The organism is Streptomyces sp. NPDC037273, assembly GCF_055603625.1.
The window spans coordinates 186,585-203,785 of sequence record NZ_JBVJVO010000003.1; the positions used below are offsets into that span (position 1 = coordinate 186,585).

The window sequence follows — 17,201 nt, forward strand, 5'->3', positions numbered from 1 at the left end:
TCCATCGCAGTCCCACCTCCTCCGGCCGGTCCCCTGTCGGGGATGACGTGTGACGAGCAGTCGGGAATCCCGACCAGTGGCCAACACTATCAGCCGACAGAGGGTCAATCCCTTACTTTGCCCGTTCCATACGCGATCTATGCTCCCCGCATGGGAGAAGTTCTTGCACTGGTCGAGGCCCGGCTGCGGACGGCGCTCGGAGAACCGGACGCGCGGGCCGCGGTGACGTTTCTCGGCACGGACCGGATCGAGGTGCTCCGGTTCATCGACGGGGATCTCGTGCGGTACGCGACCCTCGGCATGTCCGCGCAGCCGATGACCGACCCCACCTCCGCGCTGGCCGACCCGGTGAAGGGTCCGCGCGCGGAACTCGTCCTCACCGTGCGGGCCGGGCTCGCCGACACCGACAAGGTGCTGCGGCCGCTCGCCGTGCTGGCCGCCACCCCGCAGGTCGAGGGTGTCGTCGTGGCGCCCGGCGCCTCGCTCGACGTCGGCGACCCGCTGTGGCCCGGCGCCGGCTTCAGCTCGGTGCTCGTCGCCGAGTCGGGCGGTCTGGTGGAGGACCTGGAGCTCGACGAGCCGATGGACCCGGTCCGCTTCCTGCCGCTGCTGCCGATGACGCCGAACGAGGCCGCCTGGAAGCGGGTCCACGGGGCGCAGGCCCTGGAGGAACGCTGGCTGGCCAAGGGGACGGACCTGCGCGACCCCCTGCGCGGCTCGGTGAACCTGGACTGAGCGCGGTCCCGAATCCGCCCGAACCGGGGCGTACGCCCACCGAGGGTGAGCGGCCCCGGCCGGACGGGTGATCGTCCGCCGACGTCCTTGACGCGGGGCGGCAGAGCTAGGACCGTTGAGCCCTATGAGGGGCGAACCCAGTTGTCCGAAGTGCGGTGGCCGGGTCAGGGCGCCCGGTCTCTTCGCCGACTCCTGGCAGTGTGACGTACACGGCTCGGTGTACCCGCTCCAGCCCGTGATCCCGCCCAGCGTCGAGGCGCTCGGAGTCGTGGTGAACCGGTCCCACGTGCCGGTGTGGATGCCGTGGCCCCTGCCCGTCGGCTGGCTCTTCACCGGGGTCGCGTACGCGGGAGACGACCGCAGCGGCGGACGCGCGACGGCCGTCGCCTGCTCGGGTCCCGGTCCGCTCGGCGGGATCGGCGAGCTGGTCCTCGTCGCCGAGGAGCTGGGCGTCGGCCTCGGCGCCAGGTACGCCGGCATCGACGGCCCGGACCCCGGCCCCGGCATGTCCATCGACAAGCCGCCCCAGACCAAGGTGCTCGCCGCCGGCCGTCCCACCCCGCTCTGGCACGTCAACGGCGCCCCGCACGACCGCGCCGTCTTCGCGGGCGAGGCGCGCGGCATGTGGCTGTGGGCGATCGTCTGGCCCGAGCAGTCCGGCCTCCTCATGTACGACGAGCTCGTCCTCACCGACCTCCGTGACGCCGGAGCCGAGGTCGAACTCCTGCCGTGCGGGGCGCTCACCCCGAGGCTCCTCGGCTAGGTCCTGCGCGGCTCCCGCCCGGCTCCCGCCCGGTGGTGACCGTCTGACGTTCCGTACGGGCGTGTTCGATTCGCCCGTTATGCTGGAGCGTCCCTCGTCCGTGCCTAGCCCCCGGAGTACCGCGTGCGCATCGATCTGCACACCCACTCCACGGCGTCCGACGGCACGGACTCGCCGGCGGAGCTCGTACGGAACGCGGCCGCGGCCGGTCTCGACGTCGTCGCGCTGACGGACCACGACACGACCCGCGGGCACGCCGAGGCGATCGAGGCGCTGCCCGAGGGGCTGACGCTGGTCACCGGGGCCGAGCTGTCCTGCCGGGTCGACGGGATCAGCCTGCACATGCTGGCGTACCTCTTCGACCCGACCGAGCCGGCGCTGCTCGCCGAGCGCGAGCTGGTCCGCGACGACCGGGTGCCGCGCGCCCGCGCCATGGTCGGCAAGCTCCAGGAGCTCGGCGTCCCGGTCACCTGGGAGCAGGTCGCCCGGATCGCCGGTGACGGCTCCGTGGGCCGGCCGCACGTCGCGGAGGCGCTGGTCGAGCTCGGAGTCGTACCGGATGTGTCGGGGGCGTTCACGCCCGAGTGGCTCGCCGACGGCGGCCGGGCGTACGTCGGGAAGCACGAGCTCGACCCCGTCGAGGCGATCCGTCTGGTGAAGGCGGCCGGCGGCGTCACCGTCTTCGCGCACCCGCTCGCCGTCAAGCGCGGCCAGGTGCTGCCCGAGGCCTCGATAGCCCGGCTCGCCGAGGCCGGACTCGACGGCATCGAGGTCGACCACATGGACCACGACGAGGCGACGCGGGCGCGGCTGCGCGGGCTCGCGAAGGAGCTCGGGCTGCTGACCACGGGCTCCAGCGACTACCACGGCAGCCGCAAGACCTGCCGCCTCGGCGAGTACACCACCGACCCCGAGATCTACGGCGAGATCACCCGCCGTGCGGCGGGGGCCTTCCCGGTCCCCGGCGCGGGGGGAATCCGCTAGGCCCGTCGGCCCGTCCGGCGGATCAGGGCCGGACAGGCCCTGGGGCTCGTCCCGCGGTTCAGGTCCGCGAACCCGGCTGTGAACCGCCGGGCGGGCCCTGGCCGGTCCGGGCCCTTTCCGCCGGTCCCTCGTGACGGCGGCCGGCCGTCGTGCCCGCCGCTTCCCGTCCAGGGTCCCTTTCGTCCTGGTCCACCCCCGTACGGCTCCGTGCCGTGCGCGGGGTGGCGTTCTTCCTGCCCTGCCCCCGGAATCCCACGTTCCGCCGGGCGGGTACACCCCGTTTGTTCGACCTCACCCGCAAGGCACCCCACCGTGTTCGACGTCGCCGTCTTCGGCTCGCTGTTCCTGACCCTCTTCGTGATCATGGATCCCCCCGGGATCACCCCGATCTTCCTCGCCCTCACCTCCGGCCGCCCGGCCAAGGTGCAGCGCCGGATGGCCTGGCAGGCCGTCGCCGTGGCGTTCGGCGTCATCACCGTCTTCGGTCTGCTGGGCCAGCAGATCCTCGACTACCTGCACGTCTCCGTCCCCGCGCTGATGATCGCGGGCGGTCTCCTGCTGCTGCTCATCGCGCTCGACCTGCTCACCGGCAAGACCGACGAGCCGAAGCAGACCAAGGACGTCAACGTCGCCCTGGTCCCGCTCGGCATGCCGCTGCTCGCCGGCCCCGGTGCCATCGTCTCGGTCATCCTGGCCGTGCAGAACGCCGACAGCGTCGCCTCGCAGGTCTCCGTCTGGACCGCCATCGCCGCCATGCACGTCGTGCTGTGGCTGACCATGCGGTACTCGCTGGTGATCATCCGGATCATCAAGGACGGCGGCGTCGTCCTGGTCACCCGGCTCGCGGGCATGATGCTCTCCGCCATCGCGGTCCAGCAGATCATCAACGGCATCACCCAGGTGATCCAGAACGCCTGACCGGTCGCCGGGGGCGGCCGCCCCCGGACACCACTGCGCCCCCGTACGGATTCCGCTGAGCGAAGTCCGTGCGGGGGCGCGGTGCGTGGTGTGTACCCGACCTGTTACGAGGCCGAGGTCTCGGCGGGGCGGATCCAGATGCGCTGGCCGATCGCGGCGGCCTGCTGCACGATCCGGTTGACGGAGGAGGCGTCCACGACGGTGCGGTCGACGGGCGTGCCGTCGATGTCGTCGAGTCGCAGGATTTCGAAGCGCATGGGCTTCTCCCTTCGTCTGAGTTGATCCTCCTGATGGAGAACTGCGTTACGTATGGATCCAACGAGCTGCACCCTGCAAACATTCCTTACGCTAAGGAAAATTTTCGGATGACTAACTACTGGCGGGTAGAGGGTGGTGGCGGCCACGTCGCCGGCGGCGGACAATGAGCCCCGTATGAACGACGCAGAGACCACTCAGGTGACCGAGACCGACACCCGCCTGCGCGCACTCGACGCACGCCTGGAGCGCACCAACGAGCTCCTGCAGCGGATGCTGGCCGAGGTCGCCAAAACCCCTTCCACCCACGCCATCTTCGTCGACGCGGGTTACGTCCATGCTGCGGCCGGGTTGCTTGTGACGGGAACCGAGGACCGGCGCTCCTTCGACCTCGACGCCGAGGGCCTCATCGAGGCCTTCATCGACAAGGCCCGCACGATCTTCGCGGACAGCCGCCTCCTCCGCGTCTACTGGTACGACGGAGCCAGGCGCCGCATCCACACCCCCGAGCAGCAGGCCATCGCCGAGCTCCCCGACGTCAAGGTCCGCCTCGGCAACCTCAACGCCAACAACCAGCAGAAGGGCGTCGACTCCCTCATCCGCACCGACCTGGAGTCCCTCGCCCGCCACCGCGCCATCAGCGACGCCGCCCTCGTCGGCGGCGACGAGGACCTCGTCTCCGCCGTCGAGGCCGCCCAGGGCTACGGCGCCCGCGTCCACCTCTGGGGCATCGAGGCCGCCGAAGGCCGCAACCAGGCCGAGGCGCTCCTCTGGGAGGTCGACAGCCAGCGCACCTTCGACCTCGACTTCTGCCGCCCCTACGTCACCCGCCGCCCCGTCACCACGTACGAGAACGAGGGCGAGCCGCCGCCCTCCCGCGAAGAGGTCCGGTTCGTCGGCGCCCAGATCGCCGCGACCTGGCTCGCCGAACGCGGCCGCGACCGGCTCGCCGAACTCCTGCCCGGCGCGCCCTACCTGCCGGGCGGCGTCGACCAGGACCTGCTCGTCGAGGCGGAGCGCCTGCTCAGCCGCTCCCTGCGCGGCCACGCCTCACTGCGGCGCGCCCTCAGGGACGGCTTCTGGCAGCACCTCAAAGCGCAGTACTGACCTCGGCGGCGGCCGGGGCGTCCACCCGCGCCCAGAAGGCGGCCAGCCGGTCCGCGAGCTCCCGCGGGTGCGACACGTTGGGGGAGTGGCCCGCGCCCGCCACCACCGTGTGGTGCGCGCCTGTGCGGGCCGCGGTCGCCGCCAGATCCGCGGGCGCCCACACGCCCTCGTCCGTCCCGTACGCGATGTGCAGCGGGATCCGCAGCGCCGCCAGCTCCTCCGTACCGTCCTGACCACTCGACAACAGCCGCCCCGCTCCCGCGAGTTGGGCGATCCGGGTCCGCATCCAGCGTCGCCGGAGGAACTCCGTGAGCTCCGGCGCGTCCGCCTCGGCCGCTTCCTCGCCACGGCTGTCGAGCCGGCACATCGCGTCCCACACCCGGTCCTTCGGCAGCACCGCGAGCGCCCCGCGCAGCACCCGCAGCCGGACCCGCTGCGGCCGGGCCACCCGGCCGGGCCCCGACGACAGCAGCGTCAACGAGCGGAACGCGCCCGGAGCCAGCGCCGCCGCCGCCCGCGCCACCAGGCCACCGAACGAGTGGCCCACCAGATGCACGGGCCCTTCGCCCAGCGCCGCCGCCTGCGCCACCGCGTCGAGCGCCAGCTCCCTGCGCCGGTACGCCCTCCGGCCCCGCGGCCCCGGGCTCTCGTGCTGCCCACGCCCGTCCACCGCCACCGCCCGGTACCCGGCCTCGCCCAGTGGCCCCAGGAGCTCGAGGAAGTCCTCCTTGCTCCCCGTGTACCCCGGCAGCAGCAGCACCGTCCCCCGCCGCTCGCCCCCCGCCGCCGTGTCCAGTACGGCGAAGTCGCCACGCGCGGTGACCAGCCGCCGCGCTCGGGTGTGGGGCGGCAGCGCGAGAGAAAGGGGCTTGCTCATATCTGGACTGTAACGGCGGGGGAGGGGGGTGGCAGAACGGGCCGGGAGGGGGCCCGACGCCGTGCGGCCCGCCCCCTGAGAAGGGGACGGGCCGCACGGGTGTGACGGGTGGGGCGGTGGATCAGCTCTCCGGCTGGGCCGCCGCCTTCTTGGTGGTGCGTCGGCGAGGAGCCTTCGGGGCCTCCTCGGCCGCCGGCGCTTCGGCCTCGGCGGCCGCCTTCTTCGTCGTACGGCGACGCGTCGGCGTCTTCGGCTCGGAAGCGTCCGGCGCCTCCGCGACGACCGTCTTCTTGGTCGCCCGGCGACGCGGAGCCTTGGGGGCCTCCTCCGCGGCCGGAGCCTCGGCCACCGGGGCCTCGGCGGCGGCCTTCTTGACCGTACGGCGACGCGGGGCGGCCTTGGGGGCCTCCTCGGCGACCGGGGCCGCAGCCACCGGGGCCTCGGTCACCGGGGCCTCGGCCTCGGCGGCCGCGGCCTTCTTGGTCGTACGGCGCGCACGGGGAGCCTTCGGGGCCTCCTCGACGACCGGGGCCTCCGCCACCGGGGCCTCGGCCTCGGCGGCCGCGGCCTTCTTGGTCGTACGGCGAGCGCGCGGAGCCTTGGGGGCCTCCTCCACGACGACCTCGGCCGCGGGGGCCTCGGCGGTCACCGGGGAACCGGCGGCCTTGCGGGCGGTGCGGCGGGCGCGGGGGGCCTCCTCGACGACCGGTTCCGCGACCGGCGCGGGCACGACGACGACCTCGGCCGCGGGGGCCTCGGCGGTCACCGGGGAACCGGCGGGCCGACGGGCCGTGCGGCGACCACGGGGAGCCTTCGGGGCCTCCTCGACGACGGGCTCGGCCACCGGCTCGGCGACGATCACCTCGGCCGCGGGGGCCTCGGCGGTCACCGGGGAACCGGCGGGCCGGCGGGCCGTGCGGCGACCACGGGGAGCCTTCGGGGCCTCCTCGACGACGGGCTCGGCCACCGGCTCGGCGACGGGCGCCTCGACGACGGGTGCCTCGGCCACAGGGGCCTCGACCGGCGTGTTGGTCGCCGGGCGGACCGCGCGACGGCGGCGACGCGGGGCCGGAACCTCGGCCGTCTCGGCCACGGGGGCCTCGACGACCGGCGCGGCGGCCTGCGCCACGACCTGCTCGGCGACCGGCGAACCGGCGGCCTTGCGCGTCGCCCGACGGCGCGGAGCCTTCTCCGACTCCTCCACCGGCGCCTCGACCGCGACGGCGGCGGCCGGAGCGGCGGCGCGCAGCGCGGCGGCGGCCGTCTCGACCGTCTGGAACGAACCCGTGTCCTCCACCGGACGCGCCACGCGCGGCCTGCGGCGACGCGGAGCCGGCGCCGGCTCCTGGAACACCGCCGGCTGCGCCGCGGGCGCCGCCGTCACCGACTCCTGCCGAGGCGCACGGCCACGGCGACGCGGCGCGCGCGACTCCTCGGCGGCGGCCGGAGCGGCATCGGCGGCCTGGCGCGCCGGAGCGGCCTGGGTGGTCCGGGTGGCCTGCGGGGCCCGGGCGGCCCGGCCCGCGGAAGCGGCCTGCTGCGCCTCGCCCGCCGGAGCGGCCTTCTCGGCCTGGGCGGCCGGAGCGGCCTGGGTCGCCGGGGCGGACTGGGCGGCCGGAGCGGTCTGGGTCGCCGGAGCGGCCTGGGTCGCCGGGGCGGACTGGCGCGCGGGAGCGGCCTCGTCCGCCGGGGCGGCCTGCGGCGCCTGGGCGGCCGGAGCGTCCTGGCCGGCGGCGGCGGACTGGGGCGCCTGCACGGCGGCCGGCACGACGGCGCGGGTGCGGCGACGGCGGCGCGGGGTGCGGGTCACGGACTCGGAGCGGGCCTCGTCCGTGGCGGGGACGGCGGGCGTCTCGACGGCGGGGGCCACCGACGCGGGGACCTCGTCCGCCGCGCCGCCGCGGGTGCGCCGGCGCTGACGCGGGGTACGGGTGCGCTCGGGGCGCTCCTCGGTCCGCTCGGCCGGCTTCGGGCCGCGGGCACGGCGGCCGCCGGGCTCGCCGAGGTCCTCGAGCTTCTCCGCGCCCAGACCGGCGCGGGTGCGCTCGGCGCGGGGCAGGATGCCCTTGGTGCCCGCGGGGATGTCCAGCTCCTCGAAGAGGTGCGGGGAGCTGGAGTAGGTCTCGACCGGCTCGTGGAAGTCGAGGCCGAGCGCCTTGTTGATGAGCTGCCAGCGCGGGATGTCGTCCCAGTCGACCAGCGTCACCGCGGTGCCCTTGGCACCGGCGCGGCCGGTGCGGCCGACCCGGTGGAGGAAGGTCTTCTCGTCCTCGGGGGACTGGTAGTTGATGACGTGGGTGACGCCCTCGACGTCGATGCCACGGGCGGCGACGTCGGTGCAGACGAGGACGTCGACCTTGCCGTTGCGGAAGGCGCGCAGCGCCTGCTCGCGGGCGCCCTGGCCGAGGTCGCCGTGGACGGCGCCGGAGGCGAAGCCGCGCCGCTCCAGCTGCTCGGCGATGTCGGCGGCGGTGCGCTTGGTGCGGCAGAAGATCATCGCGAGCCCGCGGCCGTTGGCCTGCAGGATGCGGGAGACCATCTCCGGCTTGTCCATCGAGTGCGCGCGGTAGACGTGCTGCTTGATGTTGGCGACGGTCACGCCCTCGCCGTCGGGCGAGGTGGCGCGGATGTGCGTCGGCTGCGACATGTAGCGGCGGGCCAGGCCGATGACCGCGCCCGGCATGGTGGCCGAGAACAGCATGGTCTGACGCTTCGCCGGAAGCATGTTCATGATCTTCTCGACGTCGGGCAGGAAGCCCAGGTCGAGCATCTCGTCGGCCTCGTCGAGGACGAGGACCTTGACCTTCGACAGGTCGAGCTTGCGCTGGCCGGCCAGGTCGAGCAGGCGGCCGGGGGTGCCGACGACGACGTCGACGCCCTTGTTCAGCGCCTCGACCTGGGGCTCGTACGCCCGGCCGCCGTAGATGGCGAGCACGCGGACGTTGCGCACCTTGCCGGCGGTCAGGAGGTCGTTGGTGACCTGCTGGCACAGCTCGCGGGTGGGGACGACGACGAGCGCCTGCGGGGCGTCGGTCAGCTGCTCGGGCTTGGCCCGGCCGACCTCGACGTCCATGGGGACGGTGACGCGCTCCAGGATGGGCAGGCCGAAACCGAGGGTCTTGCCCGTGCCGGTCTTGGCCTGGCCGATGACGTCGGTGCCGGTGAGGGCGACCGGAAGGGTCATCTCCTGGATGGGGAAGGGGTTGACGATACCGACGGCCTCCAGGGCCTCGGCCGTCTCAGGGAGGATTCCGAGCTCTCGGAAAGTCGTAGTCAGGGTGCTGCCTCTTCTGTGAGACGCGGCGCGAGGCGAACGAAGGGGGTCGTACCGTGCCGGGAACCTTCCGGCCGGATCGTGGAGATCACTGCCGGGTGGCACGGGACCACTGCCGTCGCTCGAGCGTCGTACCGCTGAGGGTGACCCTTCCGCGGGTCCGCCGGAAGGGCTGTCGGGCCGGAGCCGATCGGGCCACCGACCGGGCATCCTCATTCATGAGTCGGCCCACCGGGTACGTCCGAACGTGCGAAAGCATGTCCGCATACTCAGCAGGCGCTTTATCACTGTACCCCGGATTCGCGCATGTGTGTTGGGAGAAAACGTGATGAGGGCACGGTCACACTGACTGACCAGGGCCTTCCCGGGGCCGCGAGCGGGCTATTGTGCGCTCCATGGAGACGCCTGACAACGCCACACCCACCGGGATCGCCGCCGAGGACTGGGCCACGGCATCCGCCGAGCCGCAGTACCGCGCCGCCGTCATCGACCTCCTGGGCGCCCTCGCCTACGGAGAGCTGGCGGCCTTCGAGCGGCTCGCCGAGGACGCCAAGCTGGCGCCCACCCTCGCGGACAAGGCGGAGCTGGCGAAGATGGCCGCGGCCGAGTTCCACCACTTCGAGCAGCTGCGGGACCGGCTCGCCGCCGTCGACGCGGAGCCGACCGCGGCGATGGAGCCCTTCGCCAAGGCGCTCGACGACTTCCACCGGCTGACCGCGCCGTCGGACTGGCTCGAAGGCCTGGTCAAGGCGTACGTGGGCGACTCCATCGCCAGCGACTTCTACCGGGAGGTCGCGGCGCGGCTCGACTCCGACACGCGGGGCCTCGTCCTCTCGGTGCTCGACGACACCGGTCACGGCAACTTCGCCGTGGAGAAGGTCCGCGCGGCCATCGACGCCGACCCGCGCGTCGGCGGCCGGCTCGCGCTCTGGGCGCGCCGCCTGATGGGCGAGGCGCTCTCGCAGGCGCAGCGCGTGGTCGCCGAGCGCGACGCGCTCTCGACGATGCTGGTCGGCGGTGTCGCGGACGGCTTCGACCTGGCCGAGGTCGGCCGCATGTTCTCCCGTATCACCGAGGCCCACACCAAGCGCATGGCCGCCCTCGGCCTCGCCGCCTAGGACTCCGCACCGGTACGACGAAGGGCCCGCGCGATCTGAGCGCGGGCCCTCACGTATGCCAGGGCCGGATGGACCGCGCCGCGCTCCTCACGCGGCCGCTGAGCGGCGGAGGTGGCGGCCGGCCGGGCGGATCAGGAGGGACAGCAGTACCGCGGCGACGGCGGCCGCGCCGATGAGGGTGGCGAGGAAGTGGCCGGGGCCGAGGGCCCCGTGGGTGACGAGGGCGCCGAAGACGCCGCCGACCGTGCCGGTGGCGAGGACCCTCCCCCGGACGGGGAGGCGGTCGGCGAGCCGCTGCACGGCGACCCAGGCCAGGGCGAAACCGAGCAGGGCGGAACCGAGGGCTTCCAGGAACACGGCGGATCACCTCGCGGGGTGCTGCGGGGCGGGTGGTGCGGTCGCTGACCTCCTACCCCTGAGCGCCGGAACGCAATCCTCCCGTACCCCCTGACGTGGCCATACGGGCATACGGAAGGCCCGGTGGGACCTCATCGGTCCCACCGGGCCTTCCTCACGATCCTGGGCTCAGAGCGCGCCGAAACCCACGCGGCGGACGGCGGGCTCGCCGAGCTCCACGTACGCGATCTTCTCGGCGGGAACGAGGACCTTGCGGCCCTTCTCGTCCGAGAGACTGAGCAGCTGCGACGTGCCGGACAGTGCGTCGGCCACCGCGCGCTCCACCTCCTCGGCGGACTGCCCGCTCTCCAGAACGATCTCCCGGGGTGCGTGCTGCACGCCGATCTTGACCTCCACGGCTATGTCCCTCCGAACGGTCAGCGTTGCGCGATTGTTTGCGCCGTACGCTGCACACATTAGCCCGGTGAGGGGACGCGCACGGCGCAGCGGCGGCACGCCAGGAGCGAACAGCCCGCAGGAATGTTCAGTGGCCCTCGGCGCTCAGCAGGCCGTCCACCGGGTGCAGCGGGAAGCCGGCGATGCCGCGCCACGCGAGCGAGGTGAGCAGTCCGACCGCCCTGTCGCGGGGGATCTTGGACTCGCTGGACAGCCAGTAGCGGGCGACGACCTGGGAGACGCCGCCGAGGCCGACGGCGAGCAGCATCGACTCGTCCTTGGACAGGCCGGTGTCCTCGGCGATGACGTCGGAGATCGCCTCGGCGCACTGCAGGCTGACCCGGTCCACGCGCTCGCGTACCGCGGGCTCGTTGGTGAGGTCCGACTCGAAGACCAGACGGAAGGCGCCGCCCTCGTCCTCGACGTAGGCGAAGTAGGCGTCCATCGTCGCCGCGACCCGGAGCTTGTTGTCCGTGGTGGAGGCGAGGGCGGTGCGCACCGCGAGGAGCAGGGACTCGCAGTGCTGGTCGAGCAGGGCGAGGTAGAGCTCCAGCTTCCCGGGGAAGTGCTGGTAGAGCACCGGCTTGCTGACGCCGGCCCGCTCGGCGATGTCGTCCATCGCGGCCGAGTGGTACCCCTGGGCGACGAAAACCTCCTGGGCCGCGCCGAGCAGCTGGTTCCGTCGGGCACGTCGCGGCAGGCGCGTGCCCCGAGGGCGTGCTGCCTCTGTCTGCTCGATGGCGCTCACGCGGCCTCCCAAGAATCGATCCATGCGCGCTGTCGCGCCGCGCCGCCATCGTACTTTTGGGTAACCCGGCTGTGCGCGGTGCGAACGCAGAATTTCACGGACCGGACGTCCGGGTCGACAGTCGATTCAAGATTAAACCGAACAAATCAGCGGTAGTCGTCTTCGTCCAGCGCGACGACGCGCGCCTGTTCGGACGCGTCGGCCTCGTTCGCCGACTCGTGCTCGATATGGGTGAGGGGTTCGTCCTCGCGTTGTTGCAGTTCGGTGTGCTGCTCGGCGGCGTCGGCCTCCGGGATTTCCTGCTCCAGCAAGACGACCTCTTCCTCGGCGAATGTGTCCGGCTCGGTCGGATCGACAGTCATGCGGTTCCTTCCGGCATGCGGGTCGCGGTCCTCTCCGATGGCCCTCTCTTCGAGCGTAGGAGCACACGCGCCCCGCCGCACACGCACTTGTGACGCCACCCACACGCGGAGCCGCGTGATCGTCTCGTAATATTGCGGCCATGTCCTCGACCGAGCTGCCGGAAAAACGGACCGCCGCCGCACCGCCCGCGGCGCGCACCCGCGCCGTGAGGGTCGCCGACGGCGAGGAGCTCCGCTCCGTCGAGCTCCCCGGGCTCACCCTCACCGTGCGCTCCCGGCCGGGGAACCGGCCCGGCCTGCCGCCCGCGCTGTACGTGCACGGCCTCGGCGGCTCCTCGCAGAACTGGTCCACCCTGATGCCGCTGCTCGCGGACCAGGTGGACGGCGAGGCCGTCGACCTGCCGGGCTTCGGCGACTCCCCGCCGCCCGACGACGGCAACTACTCGGTCACCGGCCACGCCCGCGCGGTCATCCGGCTCCTGGACGCCGGCGGACGCGGGCCCGTGCACCTCTTCGGCAACTCGCTGGGCGGCGCCGTCGCCACCCGCGTCGCCGCCGCCAGGCCCGACCTGGTCCGCACCCTCACCCTCATCTCCCCGGCCCTGCCCGAGCTGCGCGCCCAGCGCACCGCCTGGCCGACCGTGATGCTCGCGGTGCCCGGCGTCGCCTCCCTCTTCGCGAAGCTCTCCCGGGACTGGACGCCCGAGCAGCGCGTCCGCGGCGTCCTCTCCCTCTGTTACGGGGACCCCGGCCGCGTCACCGACGAAGGCCTCCTGCACGCCGTCGAGGAGATGGAGCGGCGCCTTGAGCTCCCGTACTTCTGGGACGCCATGGCCCGCTCCTCCCGCGGCATCGTCGACGCCTACACCCTCGGCGGCCAGCACGGGCTGTGGCGCCAGGCCGAACGCGTCCTCGCCCCGACCCTCCTCGTCTACGGCGGGCGCGACCGGCTCGTCTCGTACCGGATGGCCCGCAAGGCGGCCGCCGCCTTCCGCGGCTCCCGCCTCCTCACCCTCCCCGACGCGGGGCACGTGGCGATGATGGAGTACCCCGAAACGGTCGCCCAGGCCGCGCGGGACCTGATCGCCGACCACGGCGGGAGCTGATCCGGGACCGTGGGACGACACAGCCGCAAGAGCTCCGCCCCCGCCGCGCCCCCCGCCCCTCCGGCGGCCGCCCGGCCCCAGCCGTCGGCCCAGCCACGGGCCCAGGCTCCGGCCCAGGCCCAGCCGTCGGCCGCCCAGACCCGGGCTCAGGCCCAGCCGTCGGCCCAGGCCCGGACTCAGGCGCCGACCCAGGCCCAGCCGTCGGCCCAGGCCCAGCCGCAGGGCCCGTCCCCCGCCCCGGGCACGGGCCGCCGTCGCCGGGCCCCCGGCGCCGTGGGCGGCCAGGACGCTGCAGGCACCCCGTCCCACGGCACCCCTATGTACGGCACCCCGGCCCACGGGACTCCGGGGTACGGGACTCCGGCTCCCGGCACCCCCGCGTACGGCACCCCGGCTCACGGGACTCCCCGGCATGGGGCCCCTGGGTACGGCACCCCGGCCCATGGGACCCCCGGGTACGGGACTCCGGCCCATGGGACCCCCGGGCACGGGACTCCGGCTCACGGGACCCCTGGCTATGGGACTGCGGCCCACGGGGCCCCCGGGCACGGCACCCCGGCTCACGGCACTCCGGCTCCCGGCACCCCGGCTCACGGGACTCCCCGGCATGGGACCCCTGGGTACGGCACTCCGGCCCACGGGACCCTCGGGTACGGGACTCCGGCTCACGGCACCCCCGTGCACGGCACCCCGGCTCCCGGCACCCCCGCCCACGGCACCCCGGCTCCCGGCACCCCCGCCCACGGCACCCCGACCTTCGGCTACGGCACGTACAGCGGCCCCGGCGGCCCCGGCCGCCCGGGCGGCGCCGGTGCGGGTGGCGGTCGTGCGTCCGGCGGCGGCGTGGGGGGAGGTGTCACGCACGGCAGTGGTGTGTATGTGGGCGGGGGCTTCGATACGCCGGCGCACGGCACGCCCGGCACGCCCGCGCATGGCATTCCGGCCTATCGGACGCCGGTGCGGGGCGGGCATCCGGAGCATGACGAGGCGGTGGGCGCGGCGCCGCCGGGCGGGCACGGGGGGAGGCGTGGGGCGCACCGGGCGCCGGCGCCGGCGCAGGAACGGGCAGAGGGGCAGACGGCGTTCATTCCCGCGCCCCGGCGTGAGAGTGGTTCGAGGGGGCCGGAGGGCGAGGGCGCGGCGCACCGGCCCGGTGGGCTGGGGCGGACGCTGACCGGGGTGGCGGCCGTGGGGGTCGTGACCGTCCTGGCGGTCGTCGTCGCAGGTCAGGTTGGGGAGCGGGAGGACACGCCGCCGGTAACGCACGCGGCTGAGGGTCCGACGGAGCGGCCGACGGACGACACGTCCGCCTCGCGTTCGGACGAGCGGGGCGTGCCGACGACCCCGGCTCCGGCTGTGACGCCGGTGACGTACGAGCAGCTGATGACCCGGCAGTTCCCGATCGATCCGAAGCTGAAGGGTTCCGGGGAGTTCGAGGCGGTGGCGGGCTTCGACAAGGCGCCGGGCAAGGGGCGGCTGATCCGCTACCGGATCGACGTCGAGAAGGGAATCGGCCTCGACGCGAAGCTGTTCGCCGACGCCGTGCAGAAGACCCTGAACGACAAACGGAGCTGGGCCGGCAACGGCGAGATGAAGTTCGAGCGGATTTCGAGTGGAGACCCGCAGTTCGTCATCACGCTCGCCAGCCCGGGCACCACCGGCGCGTGGTGCAAGAAGTCCGGTCTCGACACCACCGTCGACAACGTGTCCTGTGACTCCGCCTCCACCGACCGCGTGATGATCAACGCCTTCCGATGGGCGCAGGGGTCGGACACCTTCGGACCGAAGGCCATGCACGCCTATCGCCAGATGCTCATCAACCACGAGGTCGGCCACCGGCTCGGGCACGGCCATGTGAGCTGCCGTACCGCCGGCTCGCTGGCTCCGGTGATGCAGCAGCAGACGAAGTCCCTGAACATCGACGGGATTCCGTGCCGCCCCAACCCGTGGGTGCACCCCGGCAGTTGACGCCCCGTCCGGTCTCGGCGTGATCACATGCCGAGACCGGTGTCTCACTTCTGACGCGAATCGCGTTGACATCGCTCGCGTGTTCGTCCATATTTCTCGGCATGTCGCCCCGTCACGTCTCCGATCGCGCCGCCATTGAGCTGGCGCTCATCGGCGTGACCGCACATACCGTGTCCGACATTCTCTGTAGCTGACGTCCACCCGAGCGTTCGTCGGCTTTTCCCGCGTTTTCGCGTTGCCGATGATTCACCGCGCCCGGGTTTTCCCTCCCCGCAGGCGTGGCTCTTTCCCGTGTTCGACGTGATGTCCGGACGATGCCGATCGCCGCTGCCCGCGGGGAATTCTCCTTTCCCTTTCCGCAGTCCTCCGAGAGGTAATCTCCGATGCGTCAACCGTCCGTCATTTCGCGCCGCGTGGCAGTGGCAGCCGTCAGTCTCGTCCTGGCCTCGGGCACCGCCGCCTGCGGTCCCGAGGACGCCGGCGCCAAGGGCGGTACCTCCGGCAAGGCCGGGGGCGCCCCGCAGAAGGGCGGCACGCTGACCGTCCTGAACAGCGAGGCGCAGAGCGACTTCGACCCGGCCCGGCTCTACACCTCGGGCGGCGGCAACGTCCCCTCGCTCGTCTTCCGTACGCTCACCACCCGCAACCGTGAGGCGGGCGCCGCCGGCACCCAGGTCGTCCCGGACCTCGCCACCGACACGGGCCGCCCCAACAAGGACGCCACCGAGTGGACGTACACGCTGAAGGAGGGCCTGAAGTTCGAGGACGGCACGCCCATCACCAGCGCCGACGTCAAGTACGGCATCGAGCGCTCCTTCGCGGCCGAGCTGTCCGGCGGCGCCCCGTACCTGCGTGACTGGCTGGTCGGCGGCGACACCTACCAGGGGCCGTACAAGGACAAGAAGGGCCTCGCCTCGATCGTCACCCCCGACGCGCGGACCCTCGTCTTCAAGCTGAGGAAGCCCGAGGGCGAGTTCCCCTTCGTGGCCACCCAGACCCAGTTCGCCCCGGTCCCGAAGGCCAAGGACACCGGCGCGAAGTACGAGGAGCACCCGGTCTCCTCGGGCCCGTACAAGGTCGTCGAGAACAAGAACGACGGCGAGCGGCTCGTCCTGGAGCGCAACCCGCACTGGGACCCGAAGACCGACGAGGAGCGCAAGGCCTACCCGGACAGGATCGACGTCAGGTCCGGGCTCGACGAGGCCGTCATCAACCAGCGCCTGGCCACCTCGTCCGGCGCCGACTCCGCCGCCGTCACCACCGACACCAACCTCGGCCCGGCCGAACTCGCCCAGGTCGGCTCCGACAAGGCGCTCGCCGCCCGGGTCGGCACCGGCCACTTCGGCTACACCAACTACCTGGCGTTCAACCCGAAGGTGAAGCCCTTCGACAACCCCAAGGTGCGCCAGGCCATCTCGTACGCGATCAACCGCACCAGCGTCGTCAACGCGGCCGGCGGCTCCGCGCTCGCCGAGGCCGCCACCACCTTCCTGCCGAACCAGAAGGCCTTCGGCTACACGCCGTACGACCACTTCCCGGCCGGCAAGACCGGTGACCCGGAGAAGGCCAAGCAGGTCCTGAAGGAGGCCGGTTACCCCAACGGGCTGACCATCACCCTGCTGCACTCCACCGCCCAGAACCGCGCCACCAGCCCCGAGGTCGCCACCGCCGTCCAGGAGGCGCTCGGCAAGGCCGGCATCACCGTGAAGCTCGACGGCCAGCAGCCCAACTCGTTCAACGAGAAGCGCTGGAGCGTCAAGGGCGCCCCCGGCTTCTTCCTCTCCCGCTGGGGCGCCGACTGGCCGGCCGGCGGCCCGTTCCTCGCGCCGATCTTCGATGGTCGCCAGATCGTCACCAACGGCTCCAACTACAACCACGCGCAGCTGAACGACCCGGCGGTCAACCGGGAGATCGACGAGATCAACAAGCTGACCGACCTCAAGGCCGCCGCCGTCCGCTGGGGCGCCCTCGACAGCAAGATCGGCGAGCAGGCCCTCGACGTGCCGCTCTTCCACCCCGTCTACAAGCGGCTCGTCGGCAAGGACATCAAGAACGTCGTCATCAGCGACTGGACCGGCGTCCTCGACATCTCGCAGGTCGCGGTCAAGTGACCACACTGACCGACGCCCCGGGGGGGGGGGGGGGGGGCGCCCGCCACGGGGCGGACCGTGGGGAGCGGGGGGGGGGGCGTGAA

The 17,201-nt window shown here is 73.1% G+C and carries 17 protein-coding genes; 10 read left to right on the top strand and 7 right to left on the bottom strand.

Features of this window, described 5'->3' with window-relative positions:
- The first annotated feature begins 150 nt into the window (after positions 1-150).
- The 4 genes from ACZ7G1_RS10170 (at position 151) to ACZ7G1_RS10185 (ending at position 3,400) form a co-directional block, all read left to right on the top strand.
- Positions 151-735: a suppressor of fused domain protein gene (locus ACZ7G1_RS10170; RefSeq protein WP_470872575.1), complete on the top strand. Its 585-nt coding sequence runs from the start codon at positions 151-153 to the stop codon at positions 733-735.
- 124 nt (positions 736-859) lie between these two features.
- A complete protein-coding gene (locus ACZ7G1_RS10175; RefSeq protein ID WP_470872573.1) occupies positions 860-1,498 on the top strand; it encodes a DUF6758 family protein in 639 nt (212 codons plus the stop codon).
- 123 nt (positions 1,499-1,621) lie between these two features.
- Positions 1,622-2,482, top strand: a complete 861-nt coding sequence (locus ACZ7G1_RS10180; protein WP_470872571.1) for a PHP domain-containing protein — start codon at positions 1,622-1,624, stop codon at positions 2,480-2,482.
- A gap of 312 nt (positions 2,483-2,794) precedes the next feature.
- A complete protein-coding gene (locus tag ACZ7G1_RS10185) occupies positions 2,795-3,400 on the top strand; it encodes a MarC family protein (RefSeq protein WP_470872570.1) in 606 nt (201 codons plus the stop codon).
- A 104-nt stretch (positions 3,401-3,504) separates the two neighbouring features.
- Here the strand turns inward: ACZ7G1_RS10185 and ACZ7G1_RS10190 are convergent, their stop codons facing one another.
- A complete protein-coding gene (locus ACZ7G1_RS10190) occupies positions 3,505-3,657 on the bottom strand; it encodes a hypothetical protein (RefSeq protein WP_017239951.1) in 153 nt (50 codons plus the stop codon).
- A gap of 175 nt (positions 3,658-3,832) precedes the next feature.
- Between ACZ7G1_RS10190 and ACZ7G1_RS10195 the strand changes: the two genes are divergently transcribed.
- Positions 3,833-4,762: an NYN domain-containing protein gene (locus ACZ7G1_RS10195; RefSeq protein ID WP_470872568.1), complete on the top strand. Its 930-nt coding sequence runs from the start codon at positions 3,833-3,835 to the stop codon at positions 4,760-4,762.
- Here the strand turns inward: ACZ7G1_RS10195 and ACZ7G1_RS10200 are convergent.
- Positions 4,746-5,639: an alpha/beta fold hydrolase gene (locus ACZ7G1_RS10200; RefSeq protein WP_470872566.1), complete on the bottom strand. Its 894-nt coding sequence runs from the start codon at positions 5,637-5,639 to the stop codon at positions 4,746-4,748. The genes ACZ7G1_RS10195 and ACZ7G1_RS10200 overlap by 17 nt on opposite strands.
- A gap of 121 nt (positions 5,640-5,760) precedes the next feature.
- Complete coding sequence (locus tag ACZ7G1_RS10205) at positions 5,761-8,823, bottom strand: DEAD/DEAH box helicase (protein WP_470872564.1); 3,063 nt, start codon at positions 8,821-8,823, stop codon at positions 5,761-5,763.
- A gap of 485 nt (positions 8,824-9,308) precedes the next feature.
- On the opposite strand from ACZ7G1_RS10205, the gene ACZ7G1_RS10210 reads away from it, so the two are divergent.
- The gene (locus tag ACZ7G1_RS10210) at positions 9,309-10,031 is read left to right on the top strand and encodes a ferritin-like fold-containing protein (protein ID WP_470872562.1); all 723 of its coding nucleotides are present in this window, start codon (positions 9,309-9,311) and stop codon (positions 10,029-10,031) included.
- Positions 10,032-10,118: 87 nt separating this feature from the next.
- Here the strand turns inward: ACZ7G1_RS10210 and ACZ7G1_RS10215 are convergent, their stop codons facing one another.
- The 4 genes from ACZ7G1_RS10215 to ACZ7G1_RS10230 all read right to left on the bottom strand — a co-directional run bounded on the left by ACZ7G1_RS10215 (position 10,119) and on the right by ACZ7G1_RS10230 (position 11,933).
- On the bottom strand, positions 10,119-10,388 hold the full coding sequence (locus ACZ7G1_RS10215; protein ID WP_470872560.1) for a hypothetical protein: 270 nt from the start codon (positions 10,386-10,388) through the stop codon (positions 10,119-10,121).
- Positions 10,389-10,556: 168 nt separating this feature from the next.
- Positions 10,557-10,784 carry a DUF3107 domain-containing protein gene (locus ACZ7G1_RS10220; protein ID WP_402471575.1) on the bottom strand — a complete coding sequence of 76 codons (228 nt, stop codon included), beginning with the start codon at positions 10,782-10,784 and terminating at the stop codon, positions 10,557-10,559.
- Between the two features lie 127 nt (positions 10,785-10,911).
- On the bottom strand, positions 10,912-11,571 hold the full coding sequence (locus tag ACZ7G1_RS10225) for a TetR/AcrR family transcriptional regulator (RefSeq protein WP_470872558.1): 660 nt from the start codon (positions 11,569-11,571) through the stop codon (positions 10,912-10,914).
- 146 nt (positions 11,572-11,717) lie between these two features.
- Positions 11,718-11,933 (bottom strand): hypothetical protein, encoded by a 216-nt coding sequence (locus tag ACZ7G1_RS10230; RefSeq protein WP_470872556.1) that lies wholly within the window; start codon positions 11,931-11,933, stop codon positions 11,718-11,720.
- Positions 11,934-12,073: 140 nt separating this feature from the next.
- On the opposite strand from ACZ7G1_RS10230, the gene ACZ7G1_RS10235 reads away from it, so the two are divergent.
- From ACZ7G1_RS10235 to ACZ7G1_RS10250, 4 genes are all read left to right on the top strand, one after another.
- Positions 12,074-13,039 (top strand): alpha/beta fold hydrolase, encoded by a 966-nt coding sequence (locus ACZ7G1_RS10235; RefSeq protein ID WP_470872554.1) that lies wholly within the window; start codon positions 12,074-12,076, stop codon positions 13,037-13,039.
- 879 nt (positions 13,040-13,918) lie between these two features.
- Entirely contained in the window at positions 13,919-15,007 is a 1,089-nt protein-coding gene (locus ACZ7G1_RS10240) for a DUF3152 domain-containing protein (RefSeq protein WP_470872552.1), read from the top strand.
- Between the two features lie 101 nt (positions 15,008-15,108).
- Positions 15,109-15,201 (top strand): Ms4533A family Cys-rich leader peptide, encoded by a 93-nt coding sequence (locus ACZ7G1_RS10245; protein ID WP_470872550.1) that lies wholly within the window; start codon positions 15,109-15,111, stop codon positions 15,199-15,201.
- Positions 15,202-15,390: 189 nt separating this feature from the next.
- Entirely contained in the window at positions 15,391-17,118 is a 1,728-nt protein-coding gene (locus tag ACZ7G1_RS10250) for an ABC transporter substrate-binding protein (protein WP_470872549.1), read from the top strand.
- Positions 17,119-17,201: the final 83 nt, after the last annotated feature.

Bases quoted from the DNA above. Each gene is read 5' to 3' on its own strand.
- ACZ7G1_RS10210 (WP_470872562.1), top strand. From the start codon at position 9,309: ATGGAGACGCCTGACAACGCCACACCCACCGGGATCGCCGCCGAGGAC.
- ACZ7G1_RS10195 (WP_470872568.1), top strand. From the start codon at position 3,833: ATGAACGACGCAGAGACCACTCAGGTGACCGAGACCGACACCCGCCTG.
- ACZ7G1_RS10205 (WP_470872564.1), bottom strand. From the start codon at position 8,823: ATGACCCTTCCGGTCGCCCTCACCGGCACCGACGTCATCGGCCAGGCC.
- ACZ7G1_RS10200 (WP_470872566.1), bottom strand. From the start codon at position 5,639: ATGAGCAAGCCCCTTTCTCTCGCGCTGCCGCCCCACACCCGAGCGCGG.
- ACZ7G1_RS10250 (WP_470872549.1), top strand. From the start codon at position 15,391: ATGCGTCAACCGTCCGTCATTTCGCGCCGCGTGGCAGTGGCAGCCGTC.
- ACZ7G1_RS10170 (WP_470872575.1), top strand. From the start codon at position 151: ATGGGAGAAGTTCTTGCACTGGTCGAGGCCCGGCTGCGGACGGCGCTC.
- ACZ7G1_RS10190 (WP_017239951.1), bottom strand. From the start codon at position 3,657: ATGCGCTTCGAAATCCTGCGACTCGACGACATCGACGGCACGCCCGTC.
- ACZ7G1_RS10175 (WP_470872573.1), top strand. From the start codon at position 860: ATGAGGGGCGAACCCAGTTGTCCGAAGTGCGGTGGCCGGGTCAGGGCG.
- ACZ7G1_RS10230 (WP_470872556.1), bottom strand. From the start codon at position 11,933: ATGACTGTCGATCCGACCGAGCCGGACACATTCGCCGAGGAAGAGGTC.
- ACZ7G1_RS10245 (WP_470872550.1), top strand. From the start codon at position 15,109: ATGTCGCCCCGTCACGTCTCCGATCGCGCCGCCATTGAGCTGGCGCTC.
- ACZ7G1_RS10235 (WP_470872554.1), top strand. From the start codon at position 12,074: ATGTCCTCGACCGAGCTGCCGGAAAAACGGACCGCCGCCGCACCGCCC.